The 16,603-nt window shown below is 69.4% G+C and carries 16 protein-coding genes and 1 pseudogene; 9 read left to right on the top strand and 8 right to left on the bottom strand.

The window, feature by feature from the left end; genetic code table 11:
• Positions 1 to 186 precede the first annotated feature (186 nt).
• The 5 genes from HDA39_RS29355 to HDA39_RS29335 form a co-directional block, all read right to left on the bottom strand.
• On the bottom strand, positions 187 to 4,146 hold the full coding sequence (locus HDA39_RS29355; RefSeq protein WP_238356176.1) for a GH92 family glycosyl hydrolase: 3,960 nt from the start codon (positions 4,144 to 4,146) through the stop codon (positions 187 to 189).
• A gap of 295 nt (positions 4,147 to 4,441) precedes the next feature.
• Positions 4,442 to 5,173 (bottom strand): methyltransferase domain-containing protein, encoded by a 732-nt coding sequence (locus tag HDA39_RS29350; RefSeq protein WP_184800638.1) that lies wholly within the window; start codon positions 5,171 to 5,173, stop codon positions 4,442 to 4,444.
• A gap of 54 nt (positions 5,174 to 5,227) precedes the next feature.
• A complete protein-coding gene (locus tag HDA39_RS29345; RefSeq protein ID WP_184800636.1) occupies positions 5,228 to 6,229 on the bottom strand; it encodes an alanine racemase in 1,002 nt (333 codons plus the stop codon).
• 4 nt (positions 6,230 to 6,233) lie between these two features.
• Entirely contained in the window at positions 6,234 to 7,364 is a 1,131-nt protein-coding gene (locus tag HDA39_RS29340) for a peptidoglycan bridge formation glycyltransferase FemA/FemB family protein (protein WP_184800634.1), read from the bottom strand.
• An 86-nt stretch (positions 7,365 to 7,450) separates the two neighbouring features.
• Positions 7,451 to 8,773 carry a glycoside hydrolase family 27 protein gene (locus HDA39_RS29335; protein ID WP_202893152.1) on the bottom strand — a complete coding sequence of 441 codons (1,323 nt, stop codon included), beginning with the start codon at positions 8,771 to 8,773 and terminating at the stop codon, positions 7,451 to 7,453.
• Between HDA39_RS29335 and HDA39_RS43875 the strand changes: the two are divergent.
• The 4 genes and pseudogenes from HDA39_RS43875 to HDA39_RS29320 all read left to right on the top strand — a co-directional run.
• Positions 8,670 to 8,930 (top strand): annotated as a pseudogene (locus tag HDA39_RS43875) (hypothetical protein); the annotation flags it as partial. The gene HDA39_RS29335 and the pseudogene HDA39_RS43875 sit on opposite strands and share 104 nt — an antisense overlap.
• Before the next feature lie 76 nt (positions 8,931 to 9,006).
• Positions 9,007 to 9,240: an SDR family oxidoreductase gene (locus tag HDA39_RS42630; protein WP_238357047.1), complete on the top strand. Its 234-nt coding sequence runs from the start codon at positions 9,007 to 9,009 to the stop codon at positions 9,238 to 9,240.
• A gap of 33 nt (positions 9,241 to 9,273) precedes the next feature.
• Positions 9,274 to 10,488, top strand: coding sequence for an MFS transporter (locus HDA39_RS29325; protein ID WP_184800632.1), 1,215 nt, complete (start codon positions 9,274 to 9,276; stop codon positions 10,486 to 10,488).
• Positions 10,489 to 10,510: 22 nt separating this feature from the next.
• Positions 10,511 to 10,903, top strand: a complete 393-nt coding sequence (locus HDA39_RS29320; protein ID WP_184800630.1) for a hypothetical protein — start codon at positions 10,511 to 10,513, stop codon at positions 10,901 to 10,903.
• Between the two features lie 3 nt (positions 10,904 to 10,906).
• Here HDA39_RS29320 and HDA39_RS29315 read toward each other — a convergent pair whose 3' ends face one another.
• Positions 10,907 to 11,710: a deoxyribonuclease IV gene (locus tag HDA39_RS29315; RefSeq protein ID WP_184800629.1), complete on the bottom strand. Its 804-nt coding sequence runs from the start codon at positions 11,708 to 11,710 to the stop codon at positions 10,907 to 10,909.
• Positions 11,711 to 11,767: 57 nt separating this feature from the next.
• Between HDA39_RS29315 and HDA39_RS29310 the strand changes: the two genes are divergently transcribed.
• The 5 genes from HDA39_RS29310 (at position 11,768) to rplI (ending at position 14,372) form a co-directional block, all read left to right on the top strand.
• Positions 11,768 to 12,427, top strand: coding sequence for a DUF4241 domain-containing protein (locus tag HDA39_RS29310; protein WP_184800627.1), 660 nt, complete (start codon positions 11,768 to 11,770; stop codon positions 12,425 to 12,427).
• A 209-nt stretch (positions 12,428 to 12,636) separates the two neighbouring features.
• Positions 12,637 to 12,927 carry a 30S ribosomal protein S6 gene (gene rpsF, locus HDA39_RS29305; protein ID WP_184800625.1) on the top strand — a complete coding sequence of 97 codons (291 nt, stop codon included), beginning with the start codon at positions 12,637 to 12,639 and terminating at the stop codon, positions 12,925 to 12,927.
• Between the two features lie 91 nt (positions 12,928 to 13,018).
• Positions 13,019 to 13,600, top strand: a complete 582-nt coding sequence (locus tag HDA39_RS29300; RefSeq protein WP_184800623.1) for a single-stranded DNA-binding protein — start codon at positions 13,019 to 13,021, stop codon at positions 13,598 to 13,600.
• Between the two features lie 77 nt (positions 13,601 to 13,677).
• A complete protein-coding gene (gene rpsR / locus HDA39_RS29295; RefSeq protein WP_012924539.1) occupies positions 13,678 to 13,911 on the top strand; it encodes a 30S ribosomal protein S18 in 234 nt (77 codons plus the stop codon).
• Positions 13,912 to 13,925: 14 nt separating this feature from the next.
• Positions 13,926 to 14,372 carry a 50S ribosomal protein L9 gene (gene rplI / locus HDA39_RS29290; RefSeq protein ID WP_184800621.1) on the top strand — a complete coding sequence of 149 codons (447 nt, stop codon included), beginning with the start codon at positions 13,926 to 13,928 and terminating at the stop codon, positions 14,370 to 14,372.
• Positions 14,373 to 14,553: 181 nt separating this feature from the next.
• On the opposite strand, the gene HDA39_RS29285 is transcribed toward rplI, so the two are convergent.
• Together HDA39_RS29285 and HDA39_RS29280 are read right to left on the bottom strand one after the other, a co-directional pair.
• Complete coding sequence (locus HDA39_RS29285; protein WP_184800619.1) at positions 14,554 to 14,772, bottom strand: hypothetical protein; 219 nt, start codon at positions 14,770 to 14,772, stop codon at positions 14,554 to 14,556.
• Positions 14,773 to 15,065: 293 nt separating this feature from the next.
• A complete protein-coding gene (locus tag HDA39_RS29280; RefSeq protein WP_184800617.1) occupies positions 15,066 to 16,466 on the bottom strand; it encodes a hypothetical protein in 1,401 nt (466 codons plus the stop codon).
• Positions 16,467 to 16,603: the final 137 nt, after the last annotated feature.

Genomic DNA, 16,603 nt, shown 5'->3' with positions numbered 1-16,603 from the left:
AGTCCCGGGCAACCTATCCGGCGGCCCGTTCGTCAGTACGAGTGGAAGGGGTGGCAGGCCGGGCGGGGTCGCCACCCCTCCCTTCTCGTGAACACACGTCCGGCGGAACCTCTCAGGGGCAGGTTCCGCCGGAGAATTCGTACCGGAGGGGCGGGCCACCCAGGTGGCCCGCCCCTCCGTCGCAGCTCAGCCGAAGTTGCGCTCGATCGACTGCGACGGCGTCGGGCTCGGCTTGGTCTCCGCGACCCGCTTGTCGCTCGGATGCGTACCCGCCTCGATGCCCTTCAGCGTCCCGAGCAGCTCCAGCTCGGACAGCGTCACCCCGGTCGCCCCGGCCGCAGGCGTCAGCACCAACCGGTACTGCGTGTACGTCTTCGGCTGGGCCACGCTGAACGACCGCGTGTACGACGGGAACGCCCAGGTCTGCCCCGACCGCTTGTCCACGGTCGTCCACTTGGTCCCGTCGTTCGAGCCCTCCAGCGTCCAGCCCGAAGGCGCGGCGCCGGTGGCCCCACTGGTCAGCGTGTACATCGTCACCGGACGTCCCTGCTGCAGCGTGACGGTCACCGTCGGCGTGGCACCGGTCAGCGTGACCTGCTGCTTGGAGTCGTTGTCGGTCAGCGCGGACACGTCCACCCCGCCGGCCGCGGTGACCGCGCCCTCGTCCTCGGTCGAGTCGCGCCAGGTCTTCGGGTCCTCACCGGGCTTGGTGAGCGACGGCGGCGCGTCGTTGCGGCCGGTGCCCCAGCTCGACGGCTTGTCGGTCATCTCGAACTCGAGCTTGCCGCCGTGCGCGATCAGGTCGTGCGGCAGCGCGGTCGAGGACCACTTCTTGCCGTTCACCTTCACACCCTTGACGTAGATGTTCTTCGCGCTGTTCTTCGGCGCGCTGACCACCAGCTTCTTGCCGCCCGGCAGGTTCACCGTCGCCTTGGTGAACAACGGCGAACCGATCGCGTACGACGGCGAGCCGACCTGCAGCGGGTAGAACCCGAGCATGCTGAACAGGTACCAGGCCGACATCTCGCCGTTGTCCTCGTCGCCCGGGTAGCCCTGGCCGATCTCCGACCCGAGGTACAGCCGGTCGAGCGCCTCGCGCACCTTCTCCTGCGTCTTCGACGGCTGCCCGGCGAAGTCGTACATGTACGCGATGTGGTGCGACGGCTGGTTCGAGTGGCCGTACTGGCCCATCCGGACGTCCCGCGCCTCGAGCATCTCGTGGATCGTGCCGCCGTACCCGCCGACGTGCGTGGCGTCCTCCGGCGTCGAGAAGAACTCGTCCAGCTTCTTGGCCAGGCCGTCGCGGCCGCCGTACAGGGCCGCCAGGCCGGCACCGTCCTGCGGCGTCGAGAAGGCCATGTTCCAGGCGTTGGTCTCGGTGTAGTCGTGACCCCAGTCGCGTGGGTCGAAGGTGGTCGGCGAGTTGCCCCAGACGCCGACGGCGTCCTTGCCCTGGAAGAAGCCCAGCGCCGGGTCGAACAGGGTCACGTAGTTGCGCGCCCGGTTCAGGTAGTAGTCGTAGTTGTCCTTGTACTCCTGCTTGCGCGGATCACTCTTCTTCGCCGCGTCGTACAGGGCTTTGGACATGTTCGCGATGCCGTAGTCGTTGATGTAGCCGTCCATCGACCAGCTGAAGCCCTCGGCCGTGGTGTTGGCCGTGTAGCCGTTGAAGGTCGAGCGGTCCAGGCCCTTGCGGCCGACGTTCTCCGTCGGCGGGCGGACGGCCGCGTTCTTCAGCGCCGCGTCGTACGCCGCCTGGACGTCGATGCCCTTGATGCCCTTGAGGTAGGCGTCGGCGAACGCGACGTCCGAGCTGGTGCCGACCATCAGGTTCGCGTAGCCCGGCGAGGACCAGCGCGAGATCCAGCCGCCGTCCTTGTACTGCTGGACGAAGCCGTTCACCAGGTCGTCGGCGGTGTCCTGCGCGAACAGGCTGTACGCCGGCCAGACGGTCCGGTAGGTGTCCCAGAACCCGTTGTTCACGTAGGTCTGACCGGCCACCAGCTTCGAGCCGGTCGCGGTCGGGGTGTCCGTGCCGACCTTCGGCGAGACCGGCGACGCGTAGGTGATCACCGGCTTCTTCGCCGTACCGGTGTTCTCCGAGCCGTTGTTCGGGTAGAGGAACAGCCGGTACAGGTTGGAGTAGAGCGAGTGCAGCTGGTCCGCGGTGGCACCCTCGACCTCGATCGTGCGCAGCTTGGCGTCCCAGAGCTTCTGCGCCGCCGACTTCACCTTGTCGAACTTGCTGTCGGCATCGAGTTCGAGCTCGAGGTTCTTCTTCGCCTGCGCCGTCCCGATCAGCGAGGTGGCGATCCGGAGCTGGACCTGCTGGACCTTCTTGTCGAAGCTGAAGTAGCCGCCGACGTTGGCGCCCCCGCCGTTCGCAAGCTTGCCGGAGGCAACGACCTTCTGGTCGACCACGCCGTACACGAACAGCCGGCCGGCGCCGGTCGACAGCCCGCTCTTCACGTCGCTGAAGCCGGTCACGACCCCGGTCTTCGGGTCGAGCGTCAGGCCGCCGTTGTTGTTGGCGTTGTCGAAGACCAGCGACGCCTGGCCCTTCGGGAAGCTGAACCGCAGCATCGCCGCGTGGTCGGTCGGAGCGACCTCGAGCGCGTTGCCGTTGTCGAAGGTGACGCCGTAGTAGTACGGCCGGGCCACCTCGTTGTCGTGGCTGAACGCCCAGGCCCGCGCCTTGCGGTCCGCGGTCGGGGTCGCCGCCGTCGTCGGCATCACCTGGAAGGTCTGCCGGTCACCCATCCACGGGCTCGGCTCGTGGCTGATCGACAGCGCCTGGATCTCCGGCTTGTTCTGCTCGTTGTTGCCCTTGGCGTAGTCGTACAGCCAGGACGTCGAGCCGGCGTTCGTCACCGGCGTCCAGAAGTTGAAGCCGTGCGGTACGGCGGTCGCCGGGATGTTGTTGCCGCGGGAGAACCCGCCGGTCGAGTTCGTGCCGCGGGTGGTGATCGCGAGCTCCGACGGGTGCTTCGCCGCGGTCTTGCGCGCCGCGGAGTCCGGGTTCTCCGCCTTGGCGATCCGGACGTCGTCGATCCAGCCGCGGAAGTCGGCCGGGCCCTCGGGCTTGTCGTAGCCGACGAGGATCCGCTTGACCGTCTTGCCGGCGGCGTACTTGCCGAGGTCGGCCTCGATGTTGTTCCACTGGTTCGTGGACAGACCCTTGGCGTCGCCCTGCCCGCGCGGGCTGAGGCCGAAGCCGTGGTGGTCCTTGGCCTTCAGGTCGCTCAGGTAGGTGCCGTCCGAGAAGGCCAGGTCGAGCGCGGCGTACGTGCTCGGGTAGCTGAGGTCGCCCTCGACGTGCTCGGGGAAGATCTTGTACGACAGCCGGGTCTCCTTGCCGACCTTCAGGTCGACGTCGGCGATCTTGTTCCAGGTGAAGCCGCGACCCTCGGCGGTCTGGTGGCCGGCGTACCGGAAGGACTTGACGCCGGTGAAGCCGGTCCGGGCCCGGGCGTTGTAGGCGCTGGTCGGGCCGGAGTCGAGCCGCGACTCGGCCACCTCACCAGGAGGCGGCAGCGGAGCGCCGTTCGACAGGTACCAGTCGGCGAGCTGGATGATGTCCTCGCCGTGGTTGAGCGTGATGTCGAGCTTGAAGTGCGTGTACGCCGCCTCGTTCGCGAGCGTGTACTCCTTGGTCTGGAAGCGGTTCTCGAACGACTCGCCGGTGCGGGTGTCGAGCACGGTCCAGGTGGTGCCGTCGTTCGAGCCGGACACCGTCCAGTTCTGCGGGTCGCGGCCCTCGGCGTCGTTGGCCGAGGTCAGCGCGTACTTGCGCAAGGTGACCGGGGCGGACGTCTGGTAGGTCAGCCAGCCGGTCGGCTCGAAGACGAGCCACTTGGTGAACTTGTCGCCGTCGGCCACGTTGCTCGCGATCTCACCGCCCCCGGTGTTCTCGTCGCTGGCCGCGACCTGGGTGACCTTGTCCATCTCGCTGCCGCCGATCCCGGTCGGCGTCGGGCCTTCGACACCGCCGGTCCGGGGTTTCCCGTCCGGACCGGTCTCGACCGTGTCGGTGTAACCGGGCTGCGGCTGTCCCGGCTCGAAGGAAGTGAAGTAGGAAGCCCCACTCACCACAGGCTGCTGGTGCGCCTGGGAGGAGGTGGGAAGGGAGGCGCTCGCTGACGTCATGGCAGACATTGTCACAACAAGCCCCAGAGACGTGACGAGCCCCAGTGGGCGGCGGAGTTTCATCTCGGCTCCTCAGTACGGCAGGACGGCACCCGGCGACGGCGGCCGCCGAGCATCCAGAGGTGGTCACGCGGCCCCGATGACAAGGTTGTCAGCCCGCGTCCGCAGTGATCCTCCCTACCGAGATCACCCCGGGTCAAGACTTCGTCGCACTCAGTTCAGCAAGTTACTCCTCGCCGGCACCAACTCGCCGTACGTCGCGCGAGGCGTGTCAGGCGTACTTCCCGGCGTTCGGTCACCGGGTCGCGACGACCAGCAGCGTCGGCAGTACGGCGAGGAACCGGTCGCGCCGGGCCCGGTCGTTCTGCTCGGCCAGCCACCCGTCGGCGTCGTCCCGCGTGATCAACGCCCGGTCGACGGCCGCGTCGGCGGCCATCTCCAGCTGCTGGACCATGACGTCGTGGCCGGTGACGACCTGGTTGTGGACAACCACCTCCGGGTCGTGGAACCCGGTGTCGAGCAGCCAGTCGCGGAAGCTCCGGGCGGCCCGCGGCGCGACCGACCGCGACTCCAGCCCGAGCAGGATCACATCGGTCAGGTCCTGGTCGCTGCTGTCGACCAGCAGGAACCCGTAGTCCTGCCCGGCGAGCACTGCTCGCCCGCCAGGCCGCAGGACCCGGTACGCCTCGGTCAGCGTCGGCAGCGGGTCGTCGAGCAGGTGGAACAGCCGGGCCGCGCGGTAGCCGTCGACGGATCCATCCGCCAGCGGCAGCTCGTCGGAGCGTGCCACGTGAAACATTGCGCTCGGCAGCCGCGCCGAGGCGACGGCGATCGCGGCCGGGTCGTTGTCGACCCCGATCGTCTTGAGGCCCGCGTCGATCAGCTCGGCGGCCGCATGGCCGCAGCCGCAGGCGACGTCGACCAGCGTCTGGCCCGGGGCGAGGTCCAGCAAGCGGTAGGACTCGGCCCGCAGTTCGACCGCACCGGGCGTCTGCTCGATCCGGTCCAGGAAAGTCAGTTCAGCCATGGGACCACGGTGCAACTTCAGGTGCACCTGAAGTCAACACCCGTGGTGACCGGATCAGTCCATCGAGACCTTGTCGAAGATCGTGGTCGTGTAGCGGACGTCGACGCCGACCTCGTCGCCGACGGCCGGCGGCGCCACCGAGGACGGCAGGAACAGCATGCTCGCCTGCATGTGCGGCGGCTCGGCGAACCAGCGCTGCTTGCCCTCGATCGTGAACGGCGACAGCGCCATCCCGGCCGCGTCCAGGCTGCCCTTGGCCACCGCGATCGCGCGCTGGCGGACGCTGGCGGCCGCGGTCGGCGCCTCCAGGCCGACGCCGTGCGCCGTCCCGCCGGACACCACCAGGATGTGGCCGTCGCCCGTCACCCGGCGCTGGCGGTAGCCGACGCGCTCGCCGCGTCGTACCGAGTGCACGTCGAGCACGGTCGCGCGGACGGTGAACGCGCCCCGGTCGCCCAGCCACAGGCCGGTGCCCATCCGCAGCTTCACGTTCTCGCCGATGTCGGCCAGCTTCTGCGCCGGCACGTGCGACACCCACAACGGACCCTGCCGGACGGCGCGCGCCTGCTTGCCCAGCTCGGCGGCCTCCCGGATGTTGGCCGACGTACCGCCGGCGCCCATCGGGAAGTGCAGCGACCAGCCCTCGAACTTGATCCGGTCGAGCGCGTTCAGCAGCATCGTGTGGCGCAGCTCGCGGGCGCCGATCCCGTGCCGGCGCATCGAGGTCTGCACCTCGATCAGCACCCGGCTGCCGGCCGGGATCGAGACCAGATCAGCCAGCCGGCTGACCGTGTGGATGACGTTCTTGCCCTGCGGGACGTCGAGGAACGAGCGCCACGGCGAGAGCACCACGACGTCGTCCTTGGAGTCCGGCGGAACCTCTGTGTAGGTACCGACCGCGACCGTCTTCGCGCCGAGCGCCCGCGCCTCGGCCAGCAGCCGCGGGTTGCCCACGCCGTACCCGTTGCCCTTGGCCACCGGGATGATGTCGGCGTTCCACGTGGAACGGAGATGGTCGCGCCATCGATCGGAGTCGATGTGCAGGATCAGGGGCATGGTGTCAACGCCGTCTCATGTAGAGGTCGAATGCGGTGTAGAGCGCCTTGTTCAACGGCAGATCCCACTCACCGACGTACTCGACGGCCTCGCCGCCGGTGCCGACCTTGAACTGGATCAACCCGACGTGCGAGTCGTTCGGGTCCAAGGTGTCGGTGATGCCCCGTAGGTCGTACACGGTCGCGCCCGCGGAGAGCGCGTCCGACATCATCCGCCACTGGATCGCGTTCGATCCACGGACGTCCCGCTTGGCGGTCGAGCTGGCTCCGTAGGAGTACCAGGAATGACCGCCGACCCGGACCCAGATCGTCGAGGCGACCAGGTCCCCCTCGTGGTAGGCGTTGTAGAGCCGGAAGTCGCAGACGTCGGCTGGCTGGTTGGCCATCGCCGCCTGCATCTTGACGAAGTACGGCAGCGGCCGCGGCGTGAAGTGGTCACGCTCGGCGGTCTCGACGTACAGCTGGTGGAAGGCCTTCAGGTCCTCCGGTGTGCCGAGGGTGACCTCGACGCCGAGCTTGTCGGCCTTCTTGATGTTGCGGCGCCAGAGCTGGTTCATGCCCTTGAGCAGGTCGTCCTGGCTACGGCCGGCCAGCGGGACCTGGAAGACGTACTGCGGCTGGCCGGCGGCGAAGCCCTCGCCGGACTTTGGCGCCTTCCAGCCGAGCGCGCGCAGCTGCGCCGCGACGGTCGCGCCGGACGGCTCGATCACGTCGGCGCGGACGTCACCCAGCTTCGGCTGCTGGCCACCGGCGATCGCGTCCTTGATCGTCTTCGCGGTCCACCGCCGGGTCGCGACCGGCGGACCCATCCGCAGCCCGAACGCGCCCTGCTCCGCCGTGTGCGCCGCGAGCGGGCGCAGGAAGCGGCCGAGGTCGATCGCGTCCCAGTCGATCACCGGGCCCTCGGGCAGGTACGCCAGGTAGCGCTTCACCTTCGGCATCTGCCGGTAGAGCACCAGCGCGACGCCGACCAGCTCGCCCGGGTTCGACGGGTCGTACCAGCCGAGCGACTCGGCCTTCCACTCGCTCTTCACCGCCGCCCAGCCCGGGGTCTGCAGGAAGCTCGCCGACGGCTGGGCCGCCAGGTAGGCGGCGTGCTCGTCGGCCGAGATGGTCCGGATGCTCAAGTCACTCACGGTCGGTCAGGTTACCGGGCGGGAGCGCAAGACCGTAGCCGAGCGGACACATCCGCCCGCTGATCACGCTCCCACCCGGTACGGCGTCAGCCGATCCGGATCAGCCGGGAGCCGTGCGCGGGCACGTCCTCGGCGGTCCAGCTGCCCCAGGACCAGCCCAGGTTCTTCCGCGCCACCAGGTCACGGACGGTGTGCAGGCGGCCTGTGCCGAGCGCCTTGAAGTCGACCTTGATGTCGGCCGGGGTGGAGCCGAGGTTGTAGACCGCGGCGTACGTCCTGCCGTGCACGACCTTCTTCCAGACCTGCAGCTCGCCGCCGCTGACGCGGGTCGGCAGTACGGCGGACTGGTCGAGCGCGATCACCTCGGGGTTGGTGAGGATGCTCACGGCCTGGTCGTCGAGGTTCTGCAGGTCGCCCCCGACGTACAGGGGAGACGACGCCATCGACCAGAACGTCATCACGGACTGCCGCTCGGTGTCGCTGATGCCGTCCTGCAGTCCGGTGCCGGTGTTGTTGACGATCGGCATCGAGTCGAGGTCGCCGAGGTAGTTCGACCGCAGGTGCGGCAGCCAGTTCGGCAGGTCCTCCCAGCGGTTGTCGACCGAGCTCTCCCAGGTCGCCGTGGTGTCGCAGTAGCACTCGATGTCGGTGTCGATCCGGACGCCGTTCACCGACGGCCGCAGGCCCTCGGCGGCCGCGATGTCGACCGGCCAGGCGCTGCCGCTGAGCCAGATCTTCCGGCCGGTCCTGTCGATCGCCTTCGAGTACGCCGCCATCTCGGCCACGCTCGACGGCAGGATCCCGTCGATCTTGAGGAAGTCGACGCCCCAGGAGGCGAACTTCTTGACCACCGAGTCGATGTACTTCTGCGCGCACGGCTTGCTGTAGTCGATCATCCAGTTGTCGTCCCACTTGTTCGCCGTGGTCAGCGGCAGGACGACGATCTGCTGGACCGTGCAGTTCGTGCCCGCGATCGGCACGTTGTTGTCGTAGATCTTCTTCTCCAGGCCGATCGCGCCGTAGATCCCGAGCTTCAGGCCCTTGCGGTGCACGTAGTCGGCGACCGGCTTGATGCCGTTCGGGAAGCGGACCGGGTCGGCACTCGGGATCCCGTTGGCGTCGCTGTTGGCCTGCCAGTCGCCGCGGGTCTTGCTCCACTCGGCGTCGAGGTTGATGTAGCGGTACCCGGCGGGCTTGAGCTTGGCCGCCATCGTGTCCGCGGTCTTCCTGATCCGGGCCTCGTCCATCCAGTCACCGCCGTACCCGGGTGCCTTGGTCGAACCGATGCTCCAGCTGCTCCATCCCATGAAGGGCTGCGGATGCGGTGCCTTCGCCTCAGCCGGCGCCGCGACGGCGAAGGCCAGCAGCGGGACGATTGCTGCGAAACTGACGACTTTTCGGAGGGTCATACCAACGAACCTAAAGTCATTACTTAACCGTGGCAACAAATACCCGCCTGTCGGTTTCCCTAGAGTGATGGGCATGGGTGTGGCCTTGGTGACGGGTTCGGCGTCGGGAATCGGTGCGGCGGTCGCGCGGCGGCTGGCGGCGGACGGGACGACCGTGGTCGTGAACTCGCGGTCCAGTCGCGACGCGGGAGAGGCGCTGGCGGCGGAGCTCGGCGGGACCTACCTGCACCAAGCTGCTCGCGGCGGCGCTCGGGCCGGAGGTTCGGGTCAACGCCGTCGCGCCGGGGCTGGTCGACACTCCGCTGACGGCGACCTGGACCGAGGCCCAGGAGTTGTGGAGAACCCGCAGCCCGATGGGTCGGGCCGCGCGGCCCGAGGACGTGGCCGACCTGATCGCGGCCGTCGTCGCCGACAAGTACCTGACCGGCGAGGTGATCCTGCTCGACGGCGGTCTCAACCTCCGCTGACGTTCTGTCGGTGGGGGCTTCTACGATCGCCGGATGCCGTCGCTGGGTGTGGACTTCCGTCGTCTCTGGATCGCCTACACGGTGAGCGCCGCGGGCAGTGCGGTCGGTTTCGGTGCGCTGCCGCTGATCGCGGTGCTCGTGCTCGACGTCAGCACCTTCCAGGTCGCGTTGCTGGCCGCCCTGTCGGCGGTCGCGGGCGCGGCGCTCGCGGTGCCGATGGGCGACTTCATCGAGCAGCGGCACAAGCGGCCGGTGATGATCGCCGCGGACCTCGTGCGCTTCGCCGTACTGATCAGCATCCCGGTCGCCGCCGTGCTCGACGTGCTGACGTACGGGCAGCTCTGTGTCGTCGGCATCCTGCACGCCGCCGCGTTGATCGCCTTCACCGCGGCCAGCGGCGCGCACCTCAAGGCGCTCGTCCCGGTCGACCAGCGGACCGAGGCGAACGGCCGGTTCGAGCAGTCCACGTGGATCACGCTCAGCATCGGCCCGCCGATCGGCGGTGCGCTGATCGGCCTGATCGGTGCGACGTTCACGCTCGCGCTCGACGCGCTCTCGTTCCTGCTCTCGGCGTTCGGCATCAGCCGGATCCGCCACCCGGAGCCGGTCCCGGCGAAGCGGAACGACCGGCGCGACCTCACCGCGGGCTGGCGCTACATCTGGCGGCAGCGCGGTCTGCGGGTGCTCTTCCTCAACTCCCAGTTCTTCGGCGGTCCGGTGATGATGACGTCGCCGTTGCTCGCGGTGTTCATGCTGCGTGACCTCGGGATGCCGGCCTGGCAGTACGGGCTGGTCCTCGGCCTGCCCTGTGCCGGCGGCGTGCTCGGAGCCTGGCTGGCGCCGCGGCTGACCCGGCGGCTCGGGCTGCACCGGATGCTGCTCGTGTTCGGCGTACTGCGGGCGCCCTGGCTGCTGCTGTTCCCGCTGGCGACGCCCGGGACCGACGGGCTGATCCTGCTGATCGTGGCGGACACCGGTCTGCTCATCGCGGCCGGTGCGTTCAACCCGTCGTTCGCGACGTACCGGATGGAGGTGACCGAGGACCGCTACATGGCCAGGGTCTTCACCTCCTGGTCGATCACCTCGCGGGCCGTGCAGCCGGCGTTCATGGCGGTCGGCGGAGCGCTGGCCGGTGTGATCGGCTTGCGGCCGACGCTCCTGGTCGCCGGGATCGGCTGCCTGGTCAGCGCTGCCGTCCTGCCCTGGCGGAGCGCCGCCCATGCCGAGCCAGTGCCGGAGACTGCCTGAGCGTTGCGGTACGGTCCGGCGCATGGCGGATGCCGAAGCGACGACCGACCGCACCAGCACGTTCTACTGGGTGTGCGCGATCGCATGCCTGCTGATCGGCCTCTTCCTCGCCGCCGACGTCATCCAGTCGAACAGCCGGTACGGCGCGACCGCCTGGACCGGCGTTGCCCTGTCCGCCGTACTGATCCTGGGTCTGACCACCCTGTACGTCGGGTGCGCCCGCGGGCGCCTCGAGATGCGGCAGGTCCTGGCCGGCAACTTCACGCTCTTCCACGCCTCGACCATCGCCGTGGTCGCTGCGGTCGGCGCCGACATCCTGATCCCCGACCGCGACACCGGCGCACTCGCGCTGCTGCTCCCGTTCGGCATCACGTACTGGCTCTACAACCTGAGACCCACCGAGCCGAAGGCCTGAGCGTCAGCTGAGGTGGGCCCGCAGGTAGTCGAGGTCGGCCTTCTGGCCGTTGTCGGTGTTCGGCGTCTCGACGACGACCGGTGCGCCGGCGGCCTTCACCACCGCGACGATGTCGGCCGGGTCGATGTGGCCCTGCTCGAAGTTGCTGTGCCGGTCGGCACCCGAGCCGAACTCGTCCCGCGAGCCGTTGGCGTGCACGAGATCGATCCGGCCGGTGATCGCGAGCACCTTCTCGACGATCGTCGGCAGCTCCTCGCCGGCCGCGTGGAAGTGGCAGGTGTCGAGGCAGAAGCCGACGTTCTCCAGCCGGTCGTTGCCCGAGGCCTGCACCGCCTCCCACAGCCGCTCGATCCGCTCCAGCTGCCGGGCCATCGCGTTCTCGCCGCCGGCCGTGTTCTCGATCAGCAGCGGCACCGGCAGCTCGGCCCGCTCGACGCACTTGCGCCAGTTGTCGAAGCCGGCCTCGGGGTCGTCCTCGTCGCCGACGTGCCCGCCGTGCACGATCACGCCCTTGACGCCGATCTCGGCGGACTTGTCGAGCGTCTGCTGCAGCAGCTTGCGGCTCGGGATCCGGATCCGGTTGTTCGTGTTCGCCACGTTCAGCCGGTACGGCGCGTGCACGTACAGCGCGACGCCGGCGGCCTCGGCCCGCTCGCGCAAGGCCTCCTCGCCGTCGGCGTACGCCAGCTTCGGCGCCTTGTAGTCCTGCGGGTTGCCCAGGAAGAACTGCACCAGGTCGGCTCCCCGGTCAGCCGCCTCGGCCAGCGGGTCTTCCTGATCGACGTGCGCCCCAAGCTGAAAACTCATGGCACCCACCCTAGATCCGTCCACCGACAGTTCCGGCATCCCGTCTAGGCTCGCCCGATGATCAGTCCCGACAACTTCCGGGCGTTGCGCCCCGGCCCGGTGCAGGTCGACGGACGCACCTGGACGCTCACCGTGCACGACCTCGGCGTACTGCGGGTTCCGAGCGGCCGGCTCGAGGCCAGCGACCCGTTCGTCACGCTCGCCGAAGGGCCGGTGCTGGACGTGCCGCCCGGGGAGCATCCGGCGCTCGTCACCGTCGCGGACGTGTCGGAGGCGCAGGACGGCAGCCACCTGCGCGAGGCGTACCTGTCGCTTCGCCTGGCCGACGGCGAGGTCGCCGCGGTCGAAGCCGCCACCGGGCCCGACGACAAGCTCGGCGAGGGCGAGTTCTGGATGGTCGGCGTGGACGCGGGCACCGTCGCGTTCGCCGATGCCGAGGCCGTCCGGACCAAGATGCCGGACGGAGACTGGTACGAGGACCTGTTCGACAACGGCCGGGACGACAGCTGGTTCGCGCTGATGGACTCGGCCCACCACTTGCGGCCGGGGGCCGCGAACATCGTGCTCCCACTGGCCACCGCCGGCGAGAACGTGGTGCTCACCCACTCCGGCTGGGGCGACGGCGCCTATCCCGTCGTACGGACCGTGGACACCGAAGGGCGCGTCCTCGGCATCCACATCGACCTGCTCGTCGTCGAACCGGAGAGCGACGGCTGAGTCGCGCTCGGTGAGCGAACCGGCGGGGGACAGGCCTGTGGATATGGTCAGGAGGCGGTCCGGCCGCTGGTATTCTTCTGGTGTGGCCCGGTCCATCGACCGGGCTGCTTGCTTGGGTTCGGCGGCAATTGCCGGGCCCAGGTGTTCGCATCGCCCTCCTGCCACGGAGAGACCGTGGCCGCCAAGTCCGAAGGAGGTGGAGTTCGCGCATGCGTCGTTACGAAGTCATGGTGATCCTCGACCCTGAGCTCGAAGAGCGCACCGTCGAGCCGTCGCTCGACACGTACCTGAACATCGTCCGCAAGGAAGGTGGAACGGTCGAGAAGGTCGACATCTGGGGCCGTCGCAAGCTTGCTTACGACGTCAAGAAGAAGGCCGAAGGCATCTACGCCGTCATCGACCTGACCGCCGAGCCGGCCGTGGTGAAGGAGCTCGACCGTCAGCTCACGCTGAACGAGTCGATCCTGCGCACCAAGGTCCTCCGGCCGGACCAGCGCTGACCCTGGGGTCGTCAGCAGCATCGGTACTGTCGGCGCAGGCCGCTACTGATAGCTGTGGACACAGTCACACCCGAATGCAGGAGGAACGGTAATGGCAGGCGAAACCGTCGTCACACTGGTCGGCAATCTTGTCGACGACCCTGAACTGCGGTTCACCCCGTCCGGGGCGGCCGTCGCGAACTTCCGAGTCGCGTCGACACCACGGACGTACGACCGGCAGTCCGGTGAGTGGAAGGACGGCGAGTCGCTGTTCCTGAGCTGCTCCGTCTGGCGGCAGGCCGCCGAGAACGTGGCCGAGTCGCTGCAGCGCGGTATGCGCGTGATCGTGCAGGGCCGGCTCAAGTCGCGCTCGTACGACGACCGTGAGGGCCAGAAGCGCACGGTCTTCGAGATCGACGTCGACGAGGTCGGTCCGTCACTGCGCAGCGCCACCGCCAAGGTGACCCGGGCCTCGCGCTCGGGCGGCGGCGAAGGCGGCGGCGGCAACTTCGGTGGTGGCGGTGGCGGAAACTCCGGTGGTGGGTTCGGCGGTGGCGGCAACCAGGCCCCGCAGAACGACCCCTGGGCCGCCCCGCAGGGTGGAGGCGGTGGCGGCGGACAGCCGGCCGCCGCTCAGCAGAACGACCCCTGGGCGAGCCAGGGCGGCGGTTCCATGGAGGAGCCTCCGTTCTGATCCGTCACAGGATCCAGCACTGACACTGCGACCATTCCGGCACCCGTGCCGGGCTCTGCTAGGAGGAGAGCACCACAATGGCCAAAATTATCCGGAAGCCGAAGAAGAAGGTCTGCGGCTTCTGCAAGGACAAGGCGACGTACGTCGACTACAAGGACACGGCGCTGCTGCGCAAGTTCATCTCGGACCGCGGCAAGATCCGCGCCCGCCGGGTGACCGGGAACTGCGTGCAGCACCAGCGCGACGTCGCCACCGCCATCAAGAACGCTCGTGAGGTGGCGCTGCTGCCGTACACGAGCACGGCTCGCTGAGGGAGGTCTGAGACATGAAGCTCATCCTTGCGCAGGAGGTCGAAGGCCTCGGTAACCCCGGCGACATCGTCGAGGTGAAGGACGGCTACGGCCGCAACTACCTGGTTCCGCGCGGGCTGGCCATCGGCTGGACCCGTGGGGCCGAGAAGCAGATCACGTCGATCAAGCGGGCGCGTGACGCCCGGGCGATCCAGGGCAAGGAGCACGCGAGCAAGGTCAAGAACCAGCTCGAGCAGCTCGGCGTCACGCTGGACGTGAAGGCCGGCGACACCGGCCGCCTGTTCGGATCGGTCACCCCGGCGGACGTCGCCGGCGCGATCAAGTCCGCCGGCGGCCCGCTGGTCGAGAAGCGCGCGATCACGATCGGTTCGCCGATCAAGACCACGGGCAAGCACCAGGTCTCGATCCAGCTGCACCCCGAGGTGGCCGCCACGGTCCGCCTCGACGTCGTCGCGGTCTGACGCACCCGAAACACCAGCACGGCCCGGACTCCACGGAGTCCGGGCCATTGCTGTACCCGCGGCCGGGCTGGTCCCGCCGACCCGCCCGCCGACCCGGCTACCCGCCGACCCGCGCGCCGGCCCGCTGACCTGCGCTGACCCGCCGGCCCGCGCGCCGGCGCGTTGCGGCCTTGACGAGGTCCTACTGCCGTTCGGGGGCCGGCCAGGTGTTGGGGCGGGGATCGTTGCTCTGGGCTGTCTCCGGCCGGTCGACCGTCGGGCGGCTGACCGGCCTCGGGTCCGACTGGTTCACGGAGCCGGACGGCTTCTCGACCGTCGGCCAGCTGGTCGGCTTCGGCTCGTCCTCGAGACCCGCTGCCCCCGCCGACACCGGCGCGAAGGCAACCACCAGCGCCACCACGCCGGCGAGCCCCCACCGCCCACCAGCCCGCGCCGATGGAACCCAGGCGAGCCCCCAGCGCCCACCCGCCCGCGCCGATGGAGTCCCGGCAAGCGCCGAGCGCCCACCAGCTCGCGCCGATGGAAGCCTGCCGAGCGCCGAGCGCCCGCCAGCCCGCGCCGGTAGAACCCTGGCGAGCACCCACTGCCCACCCGCCCGTGCCGATGGAACCCTGGCGAGCGCCCACCGCCCGCCCGCGCGCGCCGACGCAGCTCCAGTGAGCCCTCGTCGCCCGCCCGGCCGCATGCGCGCGTTCACTTCTTGTCCAGCGCGTACAGAACGGTGCCGTGGACAACGATCGCCCGGTTCCCCGCGAGGCCCCACGGGCGCGCGGCGTTCTTCGGGAGCGGGGTCAGCTTGCCGCCGCCGGGGACGATCGACGACAGGGCGCCGCCGTAGTTCGCGTAGATCGTCGTACCGGTGATCGACAGCGGGTCGAAATCTTCGAGAAGACTGGTCTTCCGGCCGGTGAAGTCGATCACGCACTCGCCGTACGCCGCGACCTTGCCGGTCTGGTCCGGTACCCACTTCCAGTTCTCGACCCGGTTCAGATCCACCGTCGGGCAGGCCGCGGCGACCGAGCCGTCGGCCGTCGAGCTGACCGTCGGGATCACGTCGTTGGCCTTCTTGGTGTTCCAGACCACCAGCGCGCGCCCGGCGCTGGCCATCGCGATGTGGTTGATCCCGGTCGCCCCGGGCGGCGGTTTCAGGGCCAGTTGCTGCAGGTCCTTGCCGGCCTGGCTCCAGTACAGCGGGCCGGCGTACCGGGCGAGCAGCGCCTTGTCGCCCTCGGCCAGCAGCACGGTCGAGAAGCGCGGCCGGCCCTCCACCGTGTGCAGGTCGCCGTTGCTGACCACGCTCGCGCCCTCGCCGCTGAAGGTGACCAGCGGCGAGCTGCCGAAGAACTGCACGTCGGCGCCGTCCGGCAGGTCGAGCTCGGTCGGCTCCACCCCGTCGCCGGGGTAGTAGCGCAGCACCTTCGGCGTCGCGACCGCGAGCACCGGCTTGGAGTCGATGGTGGTGTAGACCGGATCGTTCGCGTCCCTCGGCACCTCGTCCTGCCACAGCACCTTGCCGTTGCTGTCCAGGACGACGAGCTTCTGGTCCTCGGTCAGGACCGCGACCTCGCTGCCGTCGGGCGACACCACCGGCGCGGAGCCCTCGGCGATGTCGATCGTCCAGCTCGCGTTGGTGGTCCAGCCGGGCGGTGCCGGGCGGGCGATGAACTGGTCCGGGACGATCTTCGGCATCGGCAGTTCCGGCAGCATCTTGGCCACCGGCGCCTTCGGCTTGGCCGGTTCACGCCCGAACAGCAGGTACCCCGCGGTACCGCCGATCAGTACGACGGCCAGCCCGGCGGCCGCGACGATCGGCCAGATCGGCTTCGACTTCGGCGCCACCTCGATCGCGTCGACCGTGCCGTCGGGGTGGATCACCAGCGGCCACGACGAGCCGTCGGAGTCGACCGCGGTCGCCTTCACCGGGCGCCCGAGCTGACCGGCGCGCTCGGCGATCAGCGCGATCGCGGCCTGCCGCGGGTCGTGATGGTTCACCGGGTGGCTGCGCCCGGCGATCTTCACCTCGGCGTTGTGGTCGTCGTACAGCCGAATCGTGACCTTCGGCCAGGACGGGATGCCCTTGTCAGCCACGGTCACCACTCATCCAGGCCACGGAACTCCCTCGATCGTCGGCTTCACGGGGTCTCGTTCTAGCATGGCGACCGCCCCTAACACATGCAGCCGCCCAGGCATGCCAAGCCCCGAGCCGGTCAGGCTCGGCTGACCCCGACAAG

This window comes from Kribbella italica (genome assembly GCF_014205135.1).
Lineage (GTDB): Bacteria > Actinomycetota > Actinomycetes > Propionibacteriales > Kribbellaceae > Kribbella > Kribbella italica.
The sequence above is the reverse complement of the archived record's forward strand: the minus strand, read 5'-3'. Positions and strand labels throughout refer to the sequence as shown.

Excerpts from the sequence above, each read along its gene's own strand:
- HDA39_RS29355 (WP_238356176.1), bottom strand. The coding sequence starts at position 4,146 with ATGACGTCAGCGAGCGCCTCCCTTCCCACCTCCTCCCAGGCGCACCAG.
- rplI (WP_184800621.1), top strand. The coding sequence starts at position 13,926 with ATGAAGCTCATCCTTGCGCAGGAGGTCGAAGGCCTCGGTAACCCCGGC.
- HDA39_RS29310 (WP_184800627.1), top strand. The coding sequence starts at position 11,768 with ATGATCAGTCCCGACAACTTCCGGGCGTTGCGCCCCGGCCCGGTGCAG.
- HDA39_RS29345 (WP_184800636.1), bottom strand. The coding sequence starts at position 6,229 with ATGCCCCTGATCCTGCACATCGACTCCGATCGATGGCGCGACCATCTC.
- HDA39_RS29300 (WP_184800623.1), top strand. The coding sequence starts at position 13,019 with ATGGCAGGCGAAACCGTCGTCACACTGGTCGGCAATCTTGTCGACGAC.
- rpsR (WP_012924539.1), top strand. The coding sequence starts at position 13,678 with ATGGCCAAAATTATCCGGAAGCCGAAGAAGAAGGTCTGCGGCTTCTGC.
- rpsF (WP_184800625.1), top strand. The coding sequence starts at position 12,637 with ATGCGTCGTTACGAAGTCATGGTGATCCTCGACCCTGAGCTCGAAGAG.
- HDA39_RS29315 (WP_184800629.1), bottom strand. The coding sequence starts at position 11,710 with ATGAGTTTTCAGCTTGGGGCGCACGTCGATCAGGAAGACCCGCTGGCC.
- HDA39_RS29325 (WP_184800632.1), top strand. The coding sequence starts at position 9,274 with ATGCCGTCGCTGGGTGTGGACTTCCGTCGTCTCTGGATCGCCTACACG.
- HDA39_RS29350 (WP_184800638.1), bottom strand. The coding sequence starts at position 5,173 with ATGGCTGAACTGACTTTCCTGGACCGGATCGAGCAGACGCCCGGTGCG.
- HDA39_RS29335 (WP_202893152.1), bottom strand. The coding sequence starts at position 8,773 with ATGACCCTCCGAAAAGTCGTCAGTTTCGCAGCAATCGTCCCGCTGCTG.
- HDA39_RS29320 (WP_184800630.1), top strand. The coding sequence starts at position 10,511 with ATGGCGGATGCCGAAGCGACGACCGACCGCACCAGCACGTTCTACTGG.